Source organism: Dapis hubbardiae BLCC-M172 (genome assembly GCF_050016015.1).
Taxonomy (GTDB): Bacteria; Cyanobacteriota; Cyanobacteriia; order Cyanobacteriales; family Microcoleaceae; genus Trichodesmium.
Genome location: NZ_JBNHEQ010000208.1, coordinates 1 through 17,637 on the forward strand (window position 1 = coordinate 1; position 17,637 = coordinate 17,637).

Here is a 17,637-nt window from a genome sequence, read left to right on the forward strand (position 1 = left end):
ACTAATTATTAATGATTCGGTAAGATGAAATTTATGGTCAGAAAAAACTGTAGGGTTTTGGTCTCCAAACCCCAGTTGATTACTAATTACTAATTATTAATGATTCGGTAAGATGAAATTTATGGTCAGAAAAAACTGTAGGGGTTTGGTCTCCAAACCCAATTTGATTGTTGGGTTTTTCCGTTGGAAATGCTCCGCAAACGTTCCTCAACCCAACCTACTAGAATAAGCATTTATTTCAGACAGTGAAACAGCAATAAAACCCCACTCTTAAATATTACAATTTAGGGGTGGGTTCCGCATTAAATTAATCAGTTTTACTAACAGATTAGATGAACCTGTCCCCCACAATGATATAATTCATTATTATTGTTTATTGTTTGGTTTTGTTCCATGCTTCACAACGAATAGCGCGAATAAGCCAACCTACTATACTAATAAGTGATTATGACTCAATGTTTAAACCCTGACTGTTTAAAACTTAACCCACCACAAACAACATTCTGTCAAAACTGTGGTGAAAAATTAGTTTTAGCCGAACGTTATCGCGCGGTAAAAATTATTGGGCAAGGTAGTTTTGGCAGAACTTTTCAAGCTGTAGATGAATACAAACCTTCAAAACCTTTTTGTGTAATTAAACAATTTTTTCCTCAAGCACAAGGAACTAAAATTTTATCAAAAGCTGCGGAATTATTTGCTCAAGAAGCTGAACGTTTGGATAGTTTAGGTAGATATCCACAAATTCCCGAACTTTTAGCATATTTTACTCAGAATAATCGACAGTATTTAGTACAAGAATTTATCGACGGGCAAAATTTACAGCAAGAGTTGGAAGAGTCGGGAGCTTTTAATGAAAGTCAAATTTTGGAGTTGTTAAAAAGTTTATTGCCTGTGTTGGAATTTATTCATTCTAAGCAGGTAATTCATCGAGATATTAAACCAGAGAATATTATTAGGAGAAATAATAATAATCAATATCCAGTGCGAGCTAGAAGCTCGCCAGATAATATTATATTGGTAGACTTTGGGGCGGCTAAATATGCCACAATTACTGCTTTAGCTGTGACGGGAACTGTGATAGGTACTGAAGGATATGCTGCACCAGAACAAGCCGTAGGAAAAGCAACTTTTTCTAGTGATATTTATAGTTTGGGTGTAACTTCTATTCATTTATTAACTGGAGTGCAGCCTTTTGAGTTATTTGATGTGAGTGAAGGTGAGTGGGTGTGGCGAGATTATTTACAGTCAAAGGTGAGTGATGAACTTGGAAAAATCTTGGATAAAATGATTGTTGGAGCAACTAAGAAAAGGTTTAAAAATGTAGGAGAAATTTTGTCTCTGATTCAGCATACCTCTCAAAGAAAAAAACAGCCTACTTCTCAACCACAAAAATCTCAACCGTCAATTATTCAACCTACTTCTCAACCACAACAACAATTTATTTTTTCACGACAAATATCTCAACCATCAACAGCAAAATCCGAAAAAGGAGAGCTATTTACTTTTGAAGTTTTAACTGTCGATAAATCAGGGTATATTATTAGTCGTACCCAGGGAAGTGCTGGACAAAAAATAGAAGATTTAGGCAATAGAATTAAATTAGAAATGGTTTATATTCCTGGCGGAAGTTTTCTTATGGGTTCGCCAGAAAATGAAGAAAGAAGAGATGGAAATGAAAATCAGCAGCATCAAGTTACTCTCGAACCTTTTTATATGAGTAAATATCCTATTACCCAAGAACAATATTTAGCTATTATAGGTGAAAATCCTTCTGAGTTTAAAGGAGAGAAGCGCCCAGTAGAAAATCTGAACTGGCATAAGGCTAGAGAGTTTTGTACAAAACTCTCTCTAAAAACTGGGAAAACCTACAGACTACCCAGTGAAAGTCAGTGGGAATATGCTTGTCGTGCTGGTACTACTACTCCTTTCCATTTTGGAGAAACCATAACGTCTGAGTTAGTTAACTACAACGGCAATTCTGCTTATGGGAATGCCCCTAAAGGAATATATCGAAAAGAAACAACCGACGTGGGAAATTTTCTTCCCAATGCTTTTGGTTTATACGATATGCACGGCAATGTCTGGGAATGGTGTCAGGATATTTGGCACGGTAATTATAATGGAGCGCCTAATGATGGTAGTGCTTGGGAAACTGGAGGAGATAGTAATATAAAATCATTCCGTGGCGGTTGCTGGAACGACGATTCTTGGACTTGCCGAAGTGCCAAGCGTAACTGTGTCAATGGCAATGACAGCAACAAATATAGAGGTTTTCGGATCGTCTCATTTTGTCCGGTGGTTTCTGCCTTTTCCTTCTAAGACTCTTACCTTTTGTCCTCTTTTCCCTATGCTACACTCAGATAAAATCTGCCATCACTGACAAACTAATAAATATATCCAAAAATTAAAATTATTCGACAATGAATCAAACCCAAACCCAACTAACCACAGACACTTGGATAACAGCAACTTGGGAAGAATATATCCAAACCATTGACAACCCAAGTTACGAAAAAACTAAAAGTTATTACAACGAAGGAAAATTTAGAATCGAAATGTCACCATTAGGAAATGACCATGCCACAGACCACATGATTATTACCACTATAGTCAATTTATTTGCAATGGCTAAAAGTATCAAGGTAGATGGTAAAGATAACTGTACCTATCGCAAAACTGGATTTCGAGAAGCTCAACCAGACCTTTCTTTTTATATTGGAGAAAATGCTAATGTAGTTCCTTGGAAAACATCTATTATTGACTTAGATATTTATCCTCTACCAAATCTAGTTGTAGAAATTGCCAATACTTCCCTACCAGACGATCTAGGGGAAAAGCGTTTGTTGTATGAAGCAATGAATGTAGCTGAATATTGGATAGTTGATGTACAGAAGGTAGAAGTTATTGCCTTTGCGATCGCCAATGGAGGTAGTCAAAGAATTAACCAGTCTCAAGTTTTGCCAAATTTAGCAATTTCTTTATTAGAAGAAGCACTGCAACGCACTCGTCAAGAAAATCAAATCCAAGTTTACACTTGGTTATTTAGTCAGTTTCAATAGTAGGGAGTAGGGAATAGGGAATAGGGAATAGGGAATAGGGAATAGGGAATACTTCCCGATAAATCTGAGTAATATAGTTCTGTCGTGGTCATACCATGGTTAGGGGCGAATGCCATTCGCCCCTACAATATCTTTATGTTGTACCATTTAAGGTGTGTCAGTCTACTACAAATTTCTTCTGAATTCTAAATTCTCAATTCTAAATTTTTAAATGAGCAATAGTCACCCCACTACCCCCATCACTCTTACCAGCTAACTCATAACGTTCCACCAAAGGATTTTCCTGCAAAAATTCATGGATACCCTGTCTCAACTTACCAGTACCTTTACCATGAATAATCCACAACAAACCATATTCGATCGCTTTCGACAACGCCCGATCAACCTCAATTTGAGCATCCGCTACCCGACTCCCCCGAACATCTATACTATTTTGAGAAGTACGAACAGCTAAACCACTAGAAGTAACTTGTGACTGAGTTTCCTTAGACTTACTTTCTGACTTTTTACTCTTTTGAGACTCTACATTTTTACTCTTCTTAAAAGACTCAACCTTCTCACCATCAAGAGACTCTATTTCTCTCAAATTAACTGTCATTTTCATTATCCCAAATTTAACAGTTAACTCATCATTTTCATTAGCAGCAGTCAACACCTCCGCAGTTTGCCCAATTTTCGGAATTCTAATTCTATCCCCTTCCTTTGGCATAAAACTAGGTTTCTTGGGTGGAGGAGTACGAGAAGGTAAATATTTCTCAGAAATTTCATTAATAGTATTAGTAGCTTTCTGAGCATTTCTCGCCGTCAGGGGACCCTGTTGCAATTTCCGAATTACTGTCGCAATTTCTGCTTTTGCTTCAGCAATTTTTTCCTGTACTGCTACTTCTTGCGCCAACTTTAATTCCCGTTCCCGTTCCTTCAAAGTAGCAGCTTTTCGAGCAACTTCCTGATGCAAATACTCAGTTTCTTGTAATAATTCAGATGCTTCTTTTGCCTTAGTTTCTTGTTTTTGTCTTTGCTCTTCTAAACCTGCAATTACCTGATTTACATCTTCAGAATCTCCTCCAACGTAACCTTGCGCTCTATCAATAATATCCTGTTTTAAACCTAATCTACCAGCAATAGTCATGGCATTAGACCGCCCAGGAATTCCCCAAAGTAAACGATAAGTTGGTTGTAAAGAATTAGTATCAAATTCTACGGAAGCATTTTCAAAACGTTCATCTTCATATTTGAGAGCTTTCAGTTCTCCAAAGTGAGTAGTTGCCACGGTTAATAATGCGTTATCTGCCAAATGTTGCAATAGAGAAATTGCCAAAGCACTACCTTCAGTCGGGTCAGTACCAGCACCAACTTCATCTAACAAAACAAGAGTAGGTGATAAACGAGAATTTTCCAAATTTTCATCTACAGATAAATCATCAACTTCTGAATTATTTTCATCCTCAGAAAAATCATCAGCATCTCTCTCTTTTGATTGTTTAATTTTGACTTTTAACTTATTTTCATCCTCAGAAAAATCATCAACATCTAAATTATTTTCATTCTCAGAAAAACCATCAAATTCTGTTATTTTTGAATTGTGAAGTTTAACTTTTAACTTATCCTCATTCTCAGAAAAATTATCAACATCTAAATTATTTTTATTCCCAGAAAAACCATCAACATCTTTTACTTTTAAATTCCGATTTTTAACTTTTAGCTTATTATCATTCTCCGATAAATTATCAACTTCTAAATTATTTTCATCCTCAGAAAAATCATCAACTTCTGTTACGTTTAACTTTTCAGTTTTAACTTTTAACTTATTTTCATCCCCAGATAAACCATCAACATCTTTTACTTCTGACTTCATAAAAACTTCTGACTTAAGAATGACTCCTGACTCCTCTCCATCTATTGCTTCTAAAATTCTAATAATTCGCCGAATATGACCAGAAAAAGTAGATAAACTTTGCTCCAAAGACTGCTCATCACCAATATCAGCTAATATTTGCTCAAACCAAGGCAACTCTACAGGGTCATTAGCAGGAATAAACAACCCCACCTTTGCCATCAGTGCAGCTAACCCCAGACATTTCAGAGTAACAGTTTTACCACCAGTATTCGGACCCGTAATCGCTACCACTCTCACTGGCGGTATAACATTCACATCAATAGGTACCACGGAATTTCCCTGCTCGTGCTGCTGTTGCCATACCAACAACGGATGTCGCAATTGACGCATAGTCATAACTTGGTCAGAGTCTGGCTCAGTAAACCGAGGCGGATTAGCTCCCAACCATAAACTATAACGAGCGCGAGCTGTAGCCAAATCAATAATAGTAGCGATCGCCAACAACTGCTCTAAGTCTTCCTTAACTTCTGCTACTTGCTCAGTCAAAGCTTGTCGAATAGCTTCCTCTTCCCTTTGAGCTTGGCGTTGCACTTGTCGCATTTGATTATTAAGGTTGACAACTGCATTAGGTTCAATGTATAATGTCGAACCTGTTGTCGATGTATCGTGAACAATACCAGGGACAGCATCCTTTTGAGGAGCTTTAACAGGAATTACAAAGCGATCGCCCCGTTGAGTAATAATCGGTTGTTGAATAGCATTAGCTTTGTTTTGTAAAATTCTACGGAGGATAGTATCGATGCGGTCTCGGAGATGGTGCATTTTTTCCCGAATACCTGCCAGTTTAGGACTAGCTCTATCCGTAACATCCCCTCTATCATCTATACAACGGTGAATTTCTTGTTCTAATTCTGGATAAGTCCGCAACTCAGCTACCAATTCTGGCAAAACAGACAACTCATATTCTGACTCATAACCATCAATTGTCCGACGCAACTTACGAACTCCAGCCAGAGTTGTAGCAATAGCTAAAAGTTCACCTCCAGAAAGTATACCACCCAATTCTGCCCTTTCCAGAGAATCACCAATATCTTCAATCCCGTCAAAAGACAAACCCTGTGCGACAAGAGTTTCTAATTTATATACTTCCTGAGTTTGGGCTAATAACCTTATTGTCTCCGCCCTTGTTGACGGAATTTGTAAACGATGAGCAGCAATTGCACCCAATTTAGTTGCTGTAAAAGTGGCCAAATGTTGACACAAGCGAGGCCATTCTAGTAATTCTAAAGTCTCGGACTGAATCAAAGCTTATTTATTAAGGATTATGAACTATGAAATATATGATACTACAATTATTAAAATTGTGTGTTCGATAATAATGAAAGGATTCAGTCATCAACATTAATCGATATTAACTATGGCCACAAGTCAGCTTTGAGTTCTGCATAGTGCTACAAAGTATCGTTTAATATCATGTCCGGTTGAACAGTTATAAATAACGAGGGAGGAGTCAGGAGTCGTAGGGGCGAATGGCCGTTAGCTTCGCATAACTATAGTTAACCCCCGTACAGGAGTCAGGAGGGAAGAAACAAGAAAGAAGAAGGAAAAGGAAGAGGAGAAGAAGGAGAAAGTTTTTTTATCACGCTCTTATCCGGACATGATATAAGTTATAAATACTACATATTACTCAGACGTTATAGTTTTGATTCAAAATATCTTAAATATATAGCGCTATAGAAATGGGGCGCAGACATTGATAAATGCTCCAACTCAGTCAAGAATTACTTCTAAATTCTAAATTCTAAATTCTGACTTTGGAAACCCCCCACCAAGTAATTTATCAATTTTGTTTAGGTCTATAATTAGCGACTGACTCAACTAATCCCAGAGCAATAAAATTACTCAACAAAGCCGATCGCCCATAACTAAGTAAAGGTAGTGGGATACCAGTCACAGGAGCCAAACCAATATTCATACCAATATTCACAAAAACTTGGAATATCAACATTGATAATACTCCAATGGCTATGAGAGAACCAAAATTATCTTTAGCAGTCTGAGCAATAATAACCAACCGCATACAAATAAACCAAAAAGTCAAGAGTACAAGAATACAACCAACAAAACCCAACTCTTCACCAATAGCTGAGAAGATAAAATCTGTATGCTGTTCTGGGATAAAATTCAGTTGAGTTTGAGTACCTTGATATAATCCCCTACCAAAAAGTTGTCCAGAACCAATAGCAATCCGAGATTGGATCAAATGATATCCTGTACCCAAAGGGTCTTGTTCTGGATTAAGAAATCCTGTTAATCTGTCTTTTTGATAGTCTTTCAACAAATCCCATAATATTTGCCCAACATTTCCAGATAGAATATTAACTCCCCCAATTATTGGACCCCATAACCAACCCCAAGGTAAACTCCGCCAAGCAATTAAGGCCATCAAAGCTATCCAGGCAACCCAAAGAGGGAAATAAAAGCTGTAAAAGATAGCTGAAAAAATAGGAGAAACAAGCAATATTAACCAACCAGGATTAACATTACCCCAGTAAAGCATTCCCATAGTAATTGAAGCAAATATTAAGGAAGTGCCAAGATTGGGTTCTAAAAAAACTAATAACCAAGGTACTGCTGTAATTATGAGAACTTTAAAAAAGTCTAATAGTTTTACTCTAGTCTTAGACGAGAGTATTGCTGCCAAGGTAATAATTACCCCTACCTTGGCAAATTCTGACGGTTGAACATGGAAACCAGCAACATTAATCCATCTTTGCGCCCCTAGGGCTGAAGTACCAATGATTTGTACCGCAACCAAAGAGAGATTGGTCAAAATATAAATCACCCATTTCCAGTTCATTAAGACTTCGTAACGACAACGAGCAATAATTAAGGCCAAAATTAAGCCTACTCCTCCTGTGAGCCAATGCTGCCACCAGTCTGTTAGGCCCTGGTTTCTTTCCACACTTTGGATCATAACTCCACCAAAGATAGTCATTCCTATATAAACCAATAGCAGAGACCAATCTATATTTTGCCATTGTGAAAGTGGAGATTTTCGACGATTTCTTAAAACTAATTTCTGGGTCATATTGTAATGTTAGGGTAATTTAAACTTGAGAATATTCTTGATAGTTAATACATCCACTTGAGTTGAATCTCTGCATAAATTGAATTTTTATTTGACAAAATCCCATTTCACTAAAAGTTTGGAGACTAAAGCCTTATAATTCAAAGAACTAACCCACGCAAACCTGTTTTTTCCTAGTTCTTCAATGTTGCATAAAATTATGAAATCCGAAAATATAGCAATCCTAAATAGGTTGTAACAAGTTTTATAATAGTTAAATTCCATTGAAATCCTTTGAAATTATGACTTCTGACTCCTGTAGGGGTGAATTCGCCCCTAACACCAAAATACTAGAACTGTTCAGAGGATTACTATAGATATTTTTTGGATAATTATTTCCTTAATATATATACAGTTAAAAATCTATTATTATATTCTTCTTGAATGGAAAAACCTATTACTTCAGCAAAGCCTTTGTTGGATTGAAGTTTACCTTCTTTCTGAGATGCTAAGGATTTTCTACAGTATTACCATCTCCCTAGCCTCAAGAAGATGTAAAAACCATTTATCAATTTAGTATTACCCAATAAAGGTTATATCTAGAAGTCATGTCCAAAGGCCAAAAGTTACTTTTAACTTCTGACACCTGATATTAAGCCTACCGAGTATCTCCGTCAGAACAAGACTGTTAATGAAAACCAATATAAGCTCAAAAGCCTAATTAGACCTCAAGTTAATAAAGGAACCGCCCGAACTAAAAAAGCCCGGGCGGATTGTGGTGTGAGGAGTGAACGGAAACATAATATCTCCGCTATCTCTATTGTGACATTTCCTTTCAGATAATTCCAGGATAATTGACAAATTTAAAAACTACTTCATAAATTTTGTCAAGGATATGAGATATCTTGAGTTTTATTAAGCAAGTAAATCTACTTACCCATGCCCAATTTTTGGGCTTTTTGATAAACTTTACCCTCAGTTAATAAGGAAGGAGCAATTACCACCTCAACCTGTTGCATTTCCTTCAAATCCTTAGCACCCAAAGTTCCCATGCTAGTCTTCAAAGCACCCAACAAATTATGAGTGCCATCGTCCAATTGTGCTGGCCCACACATAATTTGCTTTATTGTTCCAGTTGTACCTACCTGAATCCGAGTACCCCGTGGTAATACTGGACTAGGAGTGGCCATTCCCCAATGATAACCATGTCCAGGAGCTTCAGCTGCTCTGGCGATGGGCGAACCAATCATCACACTATCAGCACCACAAGCAATACACTTACAAATATCACCACCAGTAATCAAACCCCCATCAGCAATAACTGGCACATAATTCCCTGTTTGTTGGTAATAATCATCTCGTGCTGCGGCACAGTCTGCTACTGCTGTCGCTTGGGGAACCCCAACACCTAAAACACCACGAGATGTGCAAGCTGCGCCTGGGCCAATACCTACAAGAACTCCTGCTGCCCCTGCTTTCATCAAATTTAAAGCTACTTCATAAGTAACACAGTTGCCCAAAATCACAGGCATAGGCATTTCTTGACAAAATTTAACTAAATCAAGAGTTGGTACTGATTCAGATGACAGAAATGTAGTTGAAACAACCGTTGCCTGGACAAAAAATAAGTCTGCACCAGCATCAGCAACTACTTTCCCATATTTCATTGCTCCCGCAGGAGTTAAACTTACTGCTGCAGTACCACCTTGGCTTTTTATTTCCTTAATTCTCTGAGAAATTAATTCTGGTTGGATAGAGGCGGCATAAAGTTCCTGCATTAGAGTGACAAATTCATCTTTGCCAACAGACCTAATTTTTTCTAAGATTGGCTCTGGATCAGTATAACGGGTTTGAATACCTTCTAGGTTGAGAACTCCCATAGCCCCTAACTTTGATAAGAGAACGGCCATTTGGACATCAACTACTCCGTCCATTGCACTAGCAATAATGGGAATTTCTCTTTCAATACCACCAATACTCCATGTAGTGTCTGTTAAATTTGGATCGACTGTACGTTGCCCAGGAACTAAGGCAATTTCATCGATTCCGTAAGCTCTACGAGCTGTTTTTCCACGTCCAATAATTATATCCACTGCTTTTACCAAATCCCAAGACCATTTTAGTTAGAGTATCAAATTAATAGGGTCATTGGTAATTTCAGTTATCAGTTAACAGTGCCTCCATTCATTAATTGATAATGGATAATGAATAATGGATAATTACCTCTGGTTAAAACCATCGGATTGAATATGGGGAAATCTCCTAGCACTTTTTCTTCTTAAAAGGAGAGGCTTTAAACCGAGAGGATTGACCATTAACGAAGTCAAAAGTCAAAAGTCAAAAGTCAGAAGTTAGAAATTCTGTTTGTAAGGGGAATTTATGCCTCGCTCCAAAAACATTTCGCCTTAAAAGGCGGGGTTTTAGACCCATTTTTTTTGATCAGGAAAAAAATTTATTGTTTCCCCTTGAAAGGGGAGGCTAATAAGCTAATACGCATTTTAAATGCGTATTAGCAAGTCAGAAGTTAGAAGTAATAAGGGTTTTTCTTTGAATAATGCACACAACAATAAGTCGTTTAAATGCACAATAGCTGAAAGCTGAATAATTAATAATTACCTCTTGTTAAAACTGAGAGATAGTACGCAAGTACGGAAATATTATTTCATTATCCATTTTCCATTTTCATTAATTTCAAACCCGCCCCTACTATTACACTATTTAAGGTGTGCCAGTCTATACCGTTTCACTCTCTCAAGTAAGAATTTAACTTCGCTCATTTTAAATTCATAGCTAAAATCACCAATGCTCTTTTTTCTAGTTTGATTATTTTAATCAAGTAAGAATTTAACTTCTAAATTCTCAATTCTCAATTCATAGCCACCCATCACCAATGCCTAATTTTTAAACCGATCTAGGTGGTGGAGGTGGTGTGACGAGAGTAGTTTTTTTCTTTGCGGACTCTGATGTTTTATTTACTTCTTTTACAGGTAGATTTGGTGGAGCGATCGCTGTTTCTATTTCCGATATTTTAGCAGTAGCTTTAACGGCATCTACTGAACTTTATACAGGTTCTGAAATAGACCCATTACTACTAATAATTAGTTGAGTTACTTTTGTAATTAAATTCTCTAATTTACCTTCATCTAACAAAGAATTTATCAATGTTAAACCACTTGTAGATAACATTAATTTACTAATATCTTGAACACCATTACCATTATTGCCATTGGCACTAGGAAAAGCATAAATTTTGGCATCTCCTAAAATTCCTGGTTGGGGTGCTAGTGCTGTGACTATTTCTGGTAATTTATCTATGAAGCTAGGCCCTAATTCTGTGACAATTTGTGCGATTCTATTGGCATTACTCATTGCATTTTCTGCCTCTACTTTAGCTTCAATACCTTCAGCTTCAGCTAAATCTTTGTCACGATTAGCTGCTGCTAAAGTCTTCAAAGATTCTGCTTCTAAATCTGCTGCTTCTCTAGCAATTTCTGCTTGTCTTTTTCGCCGGAAAACATCAATTTCTACAACATTTTGTTCAGAAATCCGATGTTTTTCTGCTTCTTGTTCAGCTACTATAATTGATAACTTTTGTTGTCGTTCTGCTTTTTCTATTTCTGCTGCAGTAGTTACTCCTGATTCTGCTTTAGCTTTTTCTGCTTCTGCTATTAAACGTTGTTGTTCTTTTTCGGCTATAGCGATGGCTGCTTCTTCTTGAGCAATTTTTGATAATCTTTCTGCTTCTGCTACTTCAACTTGAGCTTTAAGGCGATTTGAATCTACCATTTGTTGGCGAGTTATTTCTGCCATTTCTGATTCTTGTTTTTGTAATTCTTGAGTAACTTTGAGTTTTTTCTGTTGTTCTTCTAGGGCAATATCTGCTTCAATTTTACTTTGTTGAACTGCTAATTTTTTCTTGATTTCTTCTTCTTCAATTGCTTTTGTCTGCAATATTTTGTTTCGTTGTTCGTTGGCAGCTTCAATATCTTTTGCTTCTTGAATTTCCCTGGATCTTTGTGCTCTTAAGGATTCTAATTCTAGTTGTTGTTCTAGTAGAGCAGTTTCTTGTTCTTTTTCAATTTCGATAGCTTTTTTTCTGGCGGTTAATTCTTTTTGTTTAATTGCTATTTGGGTATTTAATTCTAACTCTCTTCGTTCTTTTTCTGTTATTAGTTCTACTTCTTGTTTTTCTTTGATTGATTGTTGAATTGTTTCGGTGCGTAATTTGACGCCTTGAGCATCAAAGAAGTTATTAGTATCATAAGTGTCACTTTCTTCGATTTCGGAAATAGCAATATTATTTAGTGTTAAACCAACTTTTTTTAAGTCTGGTTGAATTAGATTGAAAACTTCATCTGCAAACCCCAATTTATCAGAATCAATTTCTGCCAATTTCTTCTTTTTAGCTGCTGCTCGAATTGCATCATCAGCGCGTTTTTCTAGAGCATCTTTAATATCTTCTGGAGAAATTCTTCCTTGCTTTGATAATCTAGATGCAGCAGTTTTTACATCTTGTTCATCAGCGTTTATGCAGACATAAAAAGTAACTCGCATATTAGCCCGAAGATAATCTTGAGTTCTTACTGCTAAGTTTCCGGTACGTTCTACATCAATAGAAATCTCTCGCATTGGAACTCTAGTAAGTTCGTGAAAACCTGGTAGTACGATACAGCCACCATATAAAATTACAGAATTCTTTTTTGTTAAAAAGCCACCTGTTCTGACAAAAGCTTCATTGTTGGGAGTAATTTGATAGACTCTTGTATAAGCCCAAAATCCTAATAGTAAGAAGAAGATAATTCCGACAATTCCGGCAGCAGTTCCTCCTAAGAGAAAAGTGCTATTATTTTGGGGAAACTGAGCGAGTGTAGGCTGTATACATATATTTTCAGATAAAACAATTTCTTTGGGTTTAGGTTGTAGTTCCTTTGTGATAATTTCCTGACTAGAAATTGATGGTAATGATTCAAGAAATGTTAACCAAAATAACATGATTTTTTTCCCTCTAAATTTTTTATTCTTCAAAATTGACCAGAAAATAAGGTCAATAGCCTCCCCTTTCAAGGGGATGAAAAAGCGGTCGTTTGCGGAGCAGTCCGTCAGGATGGGATGGATGGGTTACCTAACCATATCCAATCTCCCAAAAGAGAAATCAACTTCAGTATTTCAATCTCGATGGCGAGCGCCAGAGGTACTGTTAACGCAGTTACGACCATAGGAGGCTAACTGATAACTGAAATGACCAGGCACAAAAATCAGAGATTTTTGAATTTTATTTCTGACCAAGGTAAAGAGTTTCTAGATACGGGAATTTATAGTTCCATGTGGAAGTAAGTTATGCAGAAAATCATAAATAATTTTGAGAATACCAAGGTTAGCATTTCTCTCGCCTCCTGTATGGGCGACCCTGTAGCAAGGCTCCAATATACTAATGACCGCAAAATTTGGGAGGAATCTTAGTTGCCCAGGATGGTAAATTAGCATTAATAGTTACAAGGTTTTTAGCTGTATCAATGACATCTACTTGTCCAATTTTTCCTTGATTTTCTTTAGGAACTAATTTAGAACTAACAGTACCAATACATCCTAGAAGGCGATCGCTACTGACATCTTCTCCAAAAGATTGAAAGAAAATTTTTCCGATAGGTCTCGCAATAAAACCACCTAAAATTAGGCTCAAAATCATTGAACCAATAAATATAGTTACCCCGAAAAACCCATTAGGAATACCAAACACAATATTCATAGTCCAACCAATTAAACCCCAAAAACTTAGGTCAGTTGCTAAGAACAAAATGAGTGGAACTTCACCAATACCTAACCAGCCTAAAATTTCTAAAGATTCAACACTATTATCACTGTCAATATCTATGTTTTCCTCTCCTAAACCTGTAGAAATTACGAACAGGAACATTAAGATTCCTGCACCGAGGAGTATCCAGTAAGGTAAGTTAGCAAAATTGAATAGCATATTATCAAGTTCAGGGTCATTTCAGTTATCAGTTATCAGTTAACAGTGCTTTTTACTGAAGTAGGAGCCTTGAAATAGTAAATTTTATTTACAAAATGTGAGAAATGCGGGTATAGCAATTCTCAATAGATTCTCACAAGTTAAGTAATAGAAAAATTCTCTCAAGCCACAATTAATCCTAATTTCTGAATTCTGATTCCTATCCTGGTATAACAGACAATAAAATAGAATTACTATATTATCTACGGTAGTCAAAGTAAAATTTAGAAATAGATAAATTTTAATAATTTTTAACTATGAAATTAAAAAGATTAGGCCATGTAGCTATCTGCGTCCAAGATGTTGACAAAGCAGTACAGTTCTATAAAAATCTGGGCATGGAGATAGCCTGGAAAGATCCTGACTGGGCATATCTTAAAGCAGGAGATGATGGACTCGCACTTTTAAGTCCTGGATATGACCAAGCAGGGCCACATTTTGGGTTTGTGTTTAGCGATCGCTCAGAAATGGAAAAAGCCTACGAACAACTTCAAGGTCAGGAAGTCCAAGTTTCACCAATTCATGAACACCGAGATGGTACTGCTTCTTTCTATGGTAGGGATTTAGATGGTAACTGGTTTGAATATCTCTACGAGCCAGCAACTGTAGTTGACAATTAGAGGTCTATATTTACACTTACCTATAAAAATATTTAGTTTTCATAGTCCAAATAATATGGACTAAGCTCACTGTACTTTAGATTTTTGTAGATTTAAGTTGGGCTAAACAAGTCCCACAAAATTTAATTTATCCAGTGTGTCTAGATGAGGTGAGAATCAGAAAAACTGTTTTCGCAATAATAAATAATAATCAATACCCTGATTGAATACGAGATATGATAATTTTTGAGGATAATACATTATTGATGGGTATATTGTTAAGATTGATATTTAGCATATTTTTCAAAATCTATAGAATTCAGAAAAGTGTGGTATCTCAAAAATTTGATCGATTCCTGTACCAGATAATGGGATAATTTAATAGAGTAGAGTAAAGATAGATATTTAAGGATTACTAAGAAATGTCATCAGCAACACCAGTAACCGATAGCAGTTTCAAGCAGGAAGTGCTTGAAAGTCAAGTTCCAGTTTTAGTAGACTTCTGGGCTCCTTGGTGCGGGCCATGCAGGATGGTGGGTCCTGTAGTTGACGAAGTGGCAGCACAATATGAAGGACAAATAAAAGTAGTTAAATTAAATACTGACGAAAATCCAAATGTAGCAAGCCAGTATGGAATTCGCAGTATTCCTACATTGATGATTTTTAAGGGAGGCCAAAGAGTTGATATGGTGGTCGGTGCTGTTCCCAAGACTACATTGTCTCAAACTTTAGACAAGCACCTGAATGAAAATAAATGAGTTGACAACTTTTAAAACGAATTATGAATTATGTAGAAAGTTGTAAAAAATTCTCTGTATCCATACATAAAAAAATTGATATTAAAGGATTATTAAGGAATGTCAGCAGCACAACCAGTAACGGATAGTAGTTTCCAGGAAGAAGTGCTTAATAGCAATCTTCCAGTTTTAGTAGATTTCTGGGCTCCGTGGTGCGGGCCATGCAGGATGGTGGGTCCTGTAGTTGAAGAAATCGCAGACCAATATAAAGAACAAATAAAAGTAGTTAAAGTAAACACGGATGAAAATCCAAATATAGCAAGCCAGTATGGGATTCGTAGTATTCCTACCTTGATGATTTTTAAGGGAGGCCAAAGAGTTGATATGGTAGTTGGTGCTGTTCCCAAGACTACATTGGCTAACACTCTAGAAAAGTACCTTTAATTTGCTGGTCGTCTAAACTTAATAAGGGGCGACCTGAAGTTAGCCAGGGTTTTTAATCCCTGGTTTAATAACTATAGACAGGATTCTTATACGGCTTCAATAATTAACAATTAATTATTAATTATTACCTCTCCTTAATATAGAAGAGGATTGAGTAAAAAGGATTTTTTTTCTTTTTTATCCTTCAAAGGAGAGGGTTTAAACCTTAGTTATTTGCTAATCTCCTATTATAAAAGCAAAGGAGTGCTGAAAGTTGATGGATAAAGTAAATATTAAAATTCTGAGAATCGTGCTATAGTTCGAGTTTTGATAGTCATATTCTAGTAAAACCTAAATTCCTGAGAGCTAGATGAGATAGAAGTTTTCCAGGAAAATGCTCTCCAAACAGTTAAGTTGATTAATTAGCTATAAAGATATAATAAATAGAGAAGTTTACGGAATAATTAAGGTTTAAAGCCTCTATTTTAAAGGAGAAAAAAGAAAAAATTTTCCTTTTATTCATTCCTATTCCTTTTAGGGAGAGGTAATTATCAATTATCAATTATTGAACCAAATTTGTGACAATAAAGAGCGATCGCCACTAAAGTAAAAATAGTCTTCTGTATTGTTAATTATGACTTCATCCATATACATCAGTCACTGACTTAGGAACTTGAGAAATTATCTTCACTAGCTTACTGTTAATATATATTCGGAATTTATGTGGCAACACGCAATTATTACAGGTGGTTCTAGTGGTATTGGTAAAGAAATTGCTAAACTATTAGCTAGTCAAGGAAGCAATATATCAATTATTGCTCGTAACTCTAAAAAATTAGAAGCAGCAAGAGTAGAAATAACTACTAATGTGGTTAATTCAAAACAGAAAATAATTGCTGTATCTGTAGATGTTGCTAATAGATTAGAAGTAGAAAATGGGATTCACCAAACTATAAAGGAAATAGGTGTTCCAGATTTATTAATTACTGCTGCGGGTATTTCTTATCCTGGTTATTTTCGGGAGTTACCAATAGAAATATTTGAACAAACAATGGCGATTAATTATTTTGGTTCTCTCTATTGTGTACGAGCTGTTTTGCCAATAATGGAACAACAAAAAAAAGGGCAAATAGTGATGATTTCTTCTGGTGCTGGTTTGATAGGAATTTATGGTTATACTCCCTATTGTCCTAGTAAGTTTGCTATTCGAGGTTTAGCAGAATCTTTGCGAGGAGAGTTGAAGTTATCTGGAATTTCTGTTTCTGTTGTTTATCCACCAGATACAGATACGCCACAATTAGAGGAAGAGAATAAAACTAAGCCTTTAGAAACTAAAAATATTACTGCTACTTCTGGGTTATGGAATGCAACGGATATGGCTGTTGAAATATTGCGGGGAGTGAGGAAAAAAAGTTTTGTAATTGCTCCTGGTTTAGAAATGACTTTATTAGATAAATTGCATAGTTTATTAGCTCCTATAATTCAATGGTATATGGATTTAATTGTGATTAAAACTCTCAAAAAGGGTTGAATGAATTTTGAGCAGAGAAAATTCAGAAATTTTTAGGGATAGATAAGAGTATTTTGTCTGGAATAATAATTTTAGTTTTCGGTTATATTAAATCCGGTATTATAGGTAAAATTTATTCCTCGTAGGGGTTTGGTCACCAAACCCCTACCAAACTTAGAGTTTTTGCCAATACTAATAGTAGAATTCTTTTCTCCAAAGCAAATAGATTTAATATAACCTACAAAATTTACCACACTCTACTTAAATTTAATTGCTATATCTAGGTTTTATATCAAATCCGGTAGTATCGGTTCAAAAAGCATAGATTTAATATAAACTACAAAATTTACCACACTCTACTTAAATTTAATTGCTATATCTAGGTTTTATAT

The 17,637-nt window shown here is 36.0% G+C and carries 12 protein-coding genes; 7 read left to right on the forward strand and 5 right to left on the reverse strand.

Annotation, left to right across the window (positions count from 1 at the left end; translation table 11 throughout):
* Positions 1-447 precede the first annotated feature (447 nt).
* Positions 448-2,319 (forward strand): bifunctional serine/threonine-protein kinase/formylglycine-generating enzyme family protein, encoded by a 1,872-nt coding sequence (locus ACP6PK_RS18990; RefSeq protein WP_426561708.1) that lies wholly within the window; start codon positions 448-450, stop codon positions 2,317-2,319.
* A gap of 101 nt (positions 2,320-2,420) precedes the next feature.
* A complete protein-coding gene (locus tag ACP6PK_RS18995; RefSeq protein ID WP_426561710.1) occupies positions 2,421-3,059 on the forward strand; it encodes a Uma2 family endonuclease in 639 nt (212 codons plus the stop codon).
* A 199-nt stretch (positions 3,060-3,258) separates the two neighbouring features.
* Here the strand turns inward: ACP6PK_RS18995 and ACP6PK_RS19000 are convergent, their stop codons facing one another.
* From ACP6PK_RS19000 to ACP6PK_RS19010, 3 genes are all read right to left on the reverse strand, one after another.
* A complete protein-coding gene (locus tag ACP6PK_RS19000; RefSeq protein WP_426561713.1) occupies positions 3,259-6,201 on the reverse strand; it encodes an endonuclease MutS2 in 2,943 nt (980 codons plus the stop codon).
* Between the two features lie 535 nt (positions 6,202-6,736).
* Positions 6,737-7,987: a rod shape-determining protein RodA gene (gene rodA / locus ACP6PK_RS19005; protein ID WP_426561715.1), complete on the reverse strand. Its 1,251-nt coding sequence runs from the start codon at positions 7,985-7,987 to the stop codon at positions 6,737-6,739.
* Between the two features lie 908 nt (positions 7,988-8,895).
* A complete protein-coding gene (locus ACP6PK_RS19010) occupies positions 8,896-10,059 on the reverse strand; it encodes a GuaB3 family IMP dehydrogenase-related protein (RefSeq protein ID WP_426561717.1) in 1,164 nt (387 codons plus the stop codon).
* Positions 10,060-10,895: 836 nt separating this feature from the next.
* On the opposite strand from ACP6PK_RS19010, the gene ACP6PK_RS19015 reads away from it, so the two are divergent.
* A complete protein-coding gene (locus ACP6PK_RS19015) occupies positions 10,896-11,072 on the forward strand; it encodes a hypothetical protein (protein WP_426561719.1) in 177 nt (58 codons plus the stop codon).
* On the opposite strand, the gene ACP6PK_RS19020 is transcribed toward ACP6PK_RS19015, so the two are convergent.
* Positions 11,027-12,958 carry a flotillin family protein gene (locus ACP6PK_RS19020; protein WP_426561721.1) on the reverse strand — a complete coding sequence of 644 codons (1,932 nt, stop codon included), beginning with the start codon at positions 12,956-12,958 and terminating at the stop codon, positions 11,027-11,029. The genes ACP6PK_RS19015 and ACP6PK_RS19020 overlap by 46 nt on opposite strands.
* Before the next feature lie 436 nt (positions 12,959-13,394).
* Complete coding sequence (locus ACP6PK_RS19025) at positions 13,395-13,937, reverse strand: DUF1449 domain-containing protein (RefSeq protein ID WP_426561723.1); 543 nt, start codon at positions 13,935-13,937, stop codon at positions 13,395-13,397.
* A gap of 296 nt (positions 13,938-14,233) precedes the next feature.
* Between ACP6PK_RS19025 and ACP6PK_RS19030 the strand changes: the two genes are divergently transcribed.
* The 4 genes from ACP6PK_RS19030 (at position 14,234) to ACP6PK_RS19045 (ending at position 17,266) form a co-directional block, all read left to right on the forward strand.
* Complete coding sequence (locus ACP6PK_RS19030; RefSeq protein ID WP_094673142.1) at positions 14,234-14,596, forward strand: VOC family protein; 363 nt, start codon at positions 14,234-14,236, stop codon at positions 14,594-14,596.
* A gap of 401 nt (positions 14,597-14,997) precedes the next feature.
* On the forward strand, positions 14,998-15,333 hold the full coding sequence (trxA, locus tag ACP6PK_RS19035) for a thioredoxin (RefSeq protein ID WP_094673141.1): 336 nt from the start codon (positions 14,998-15,000) through the stop codon (positions 15,331-15,333).
* A gap of 99 nt (positions 15,334-15,432) precedes the next feature.
* Entirely contained in the window at positions 15,433-15,756 is a 324-nt protein-coding gene (gene trxA, locus ACP6PK_RS19040; protein ID WP_094673140.1) for a thioredoxin, read from the forward strand.
* A gap of 700 nt (positions 15,757-16,456) precedes the next feature.
* Positions 16,457-17,266, forward strand: a complete 810-nt coding sequence (locus ACP6PK_RS19045; protein ID WP_426561726.1) for an SDR family oxidoreductase — start codon at positions 16,457-16,459, stop codon at positions 17,264-17,266.
* The last annotated feature ends 371 nt before the right edge of the window (positions 17,267-17,637 follow it).

What these genes read in the sequence shown, in the direction of transcription:
- ACP6PK_RS18990 (WP_426561708.1), top strand. Translation starts at nt 448, where the DNA reads ATGACTCAATGTTTAAACCCTGACTGTTTAAAACTTAACCCACCACAA.
- ACP6PK_RS18995 (WP_426561710.1), top strand. Translation starts at nt 2,421, where the DNA reads ATGAATCAAACCCAAACCCAACTAACCACAGACACTTGGATAACAGCA.
- rodA (WP_426561715.1), bottom strand. Translation starts at nt 7,987, where the DNA reads ATGACCCAGAAATTAGTTTTAAGAAATCGTCGAAAATCTCCACTTTCA.
- ACP6PK_RS19020 (WP_426561721.1), bottom strand. Translation starts at nt 12,958, where the DNA reads ATGTTATTTTGGTTAACATTTCTTGAATCATTACCATCAATTTCTAGT.
- ACP6PK_RS19025 (WP_426561723.1), bottom strand. Translation starts at nt 13,937, where the DNA reads ATGCTATTCAATTTTGCTAACTTACCTTACTGGATACTCCTCGGTGCA.
- ACP6PK_RS19030 (WP_094673142.1), top strand. Translation starts at nt 14,234, where the DNA reads ATGAAATTAAAAAGATTAGGCCATGTAGCTATCTGCGTCCAAGATGTT.
- trxA (WP_094673141.1), top strand. Translation starts at nt 14,998, where the DNA reads ATGTCATCAGCAACACCAGTAACCGATAGCAGTTTCAAGCAGGAAGTG.
- trxA (WP_094673140.1), top strand. Translation starts at nt 15,433, where the DNA reads ATGTCAGCAGCACAACCAGTAACGGATAGTAGTTTCCAGGAAGAAGTG.
- ACP6PK_RS19045 (WP_426561726.1), top strand. Translation starts at nt 16,457, where the DNA reads ATGTGGCAACACGCAATTATTACAGGTGGTTCTAGTGGTATTGGTAAA.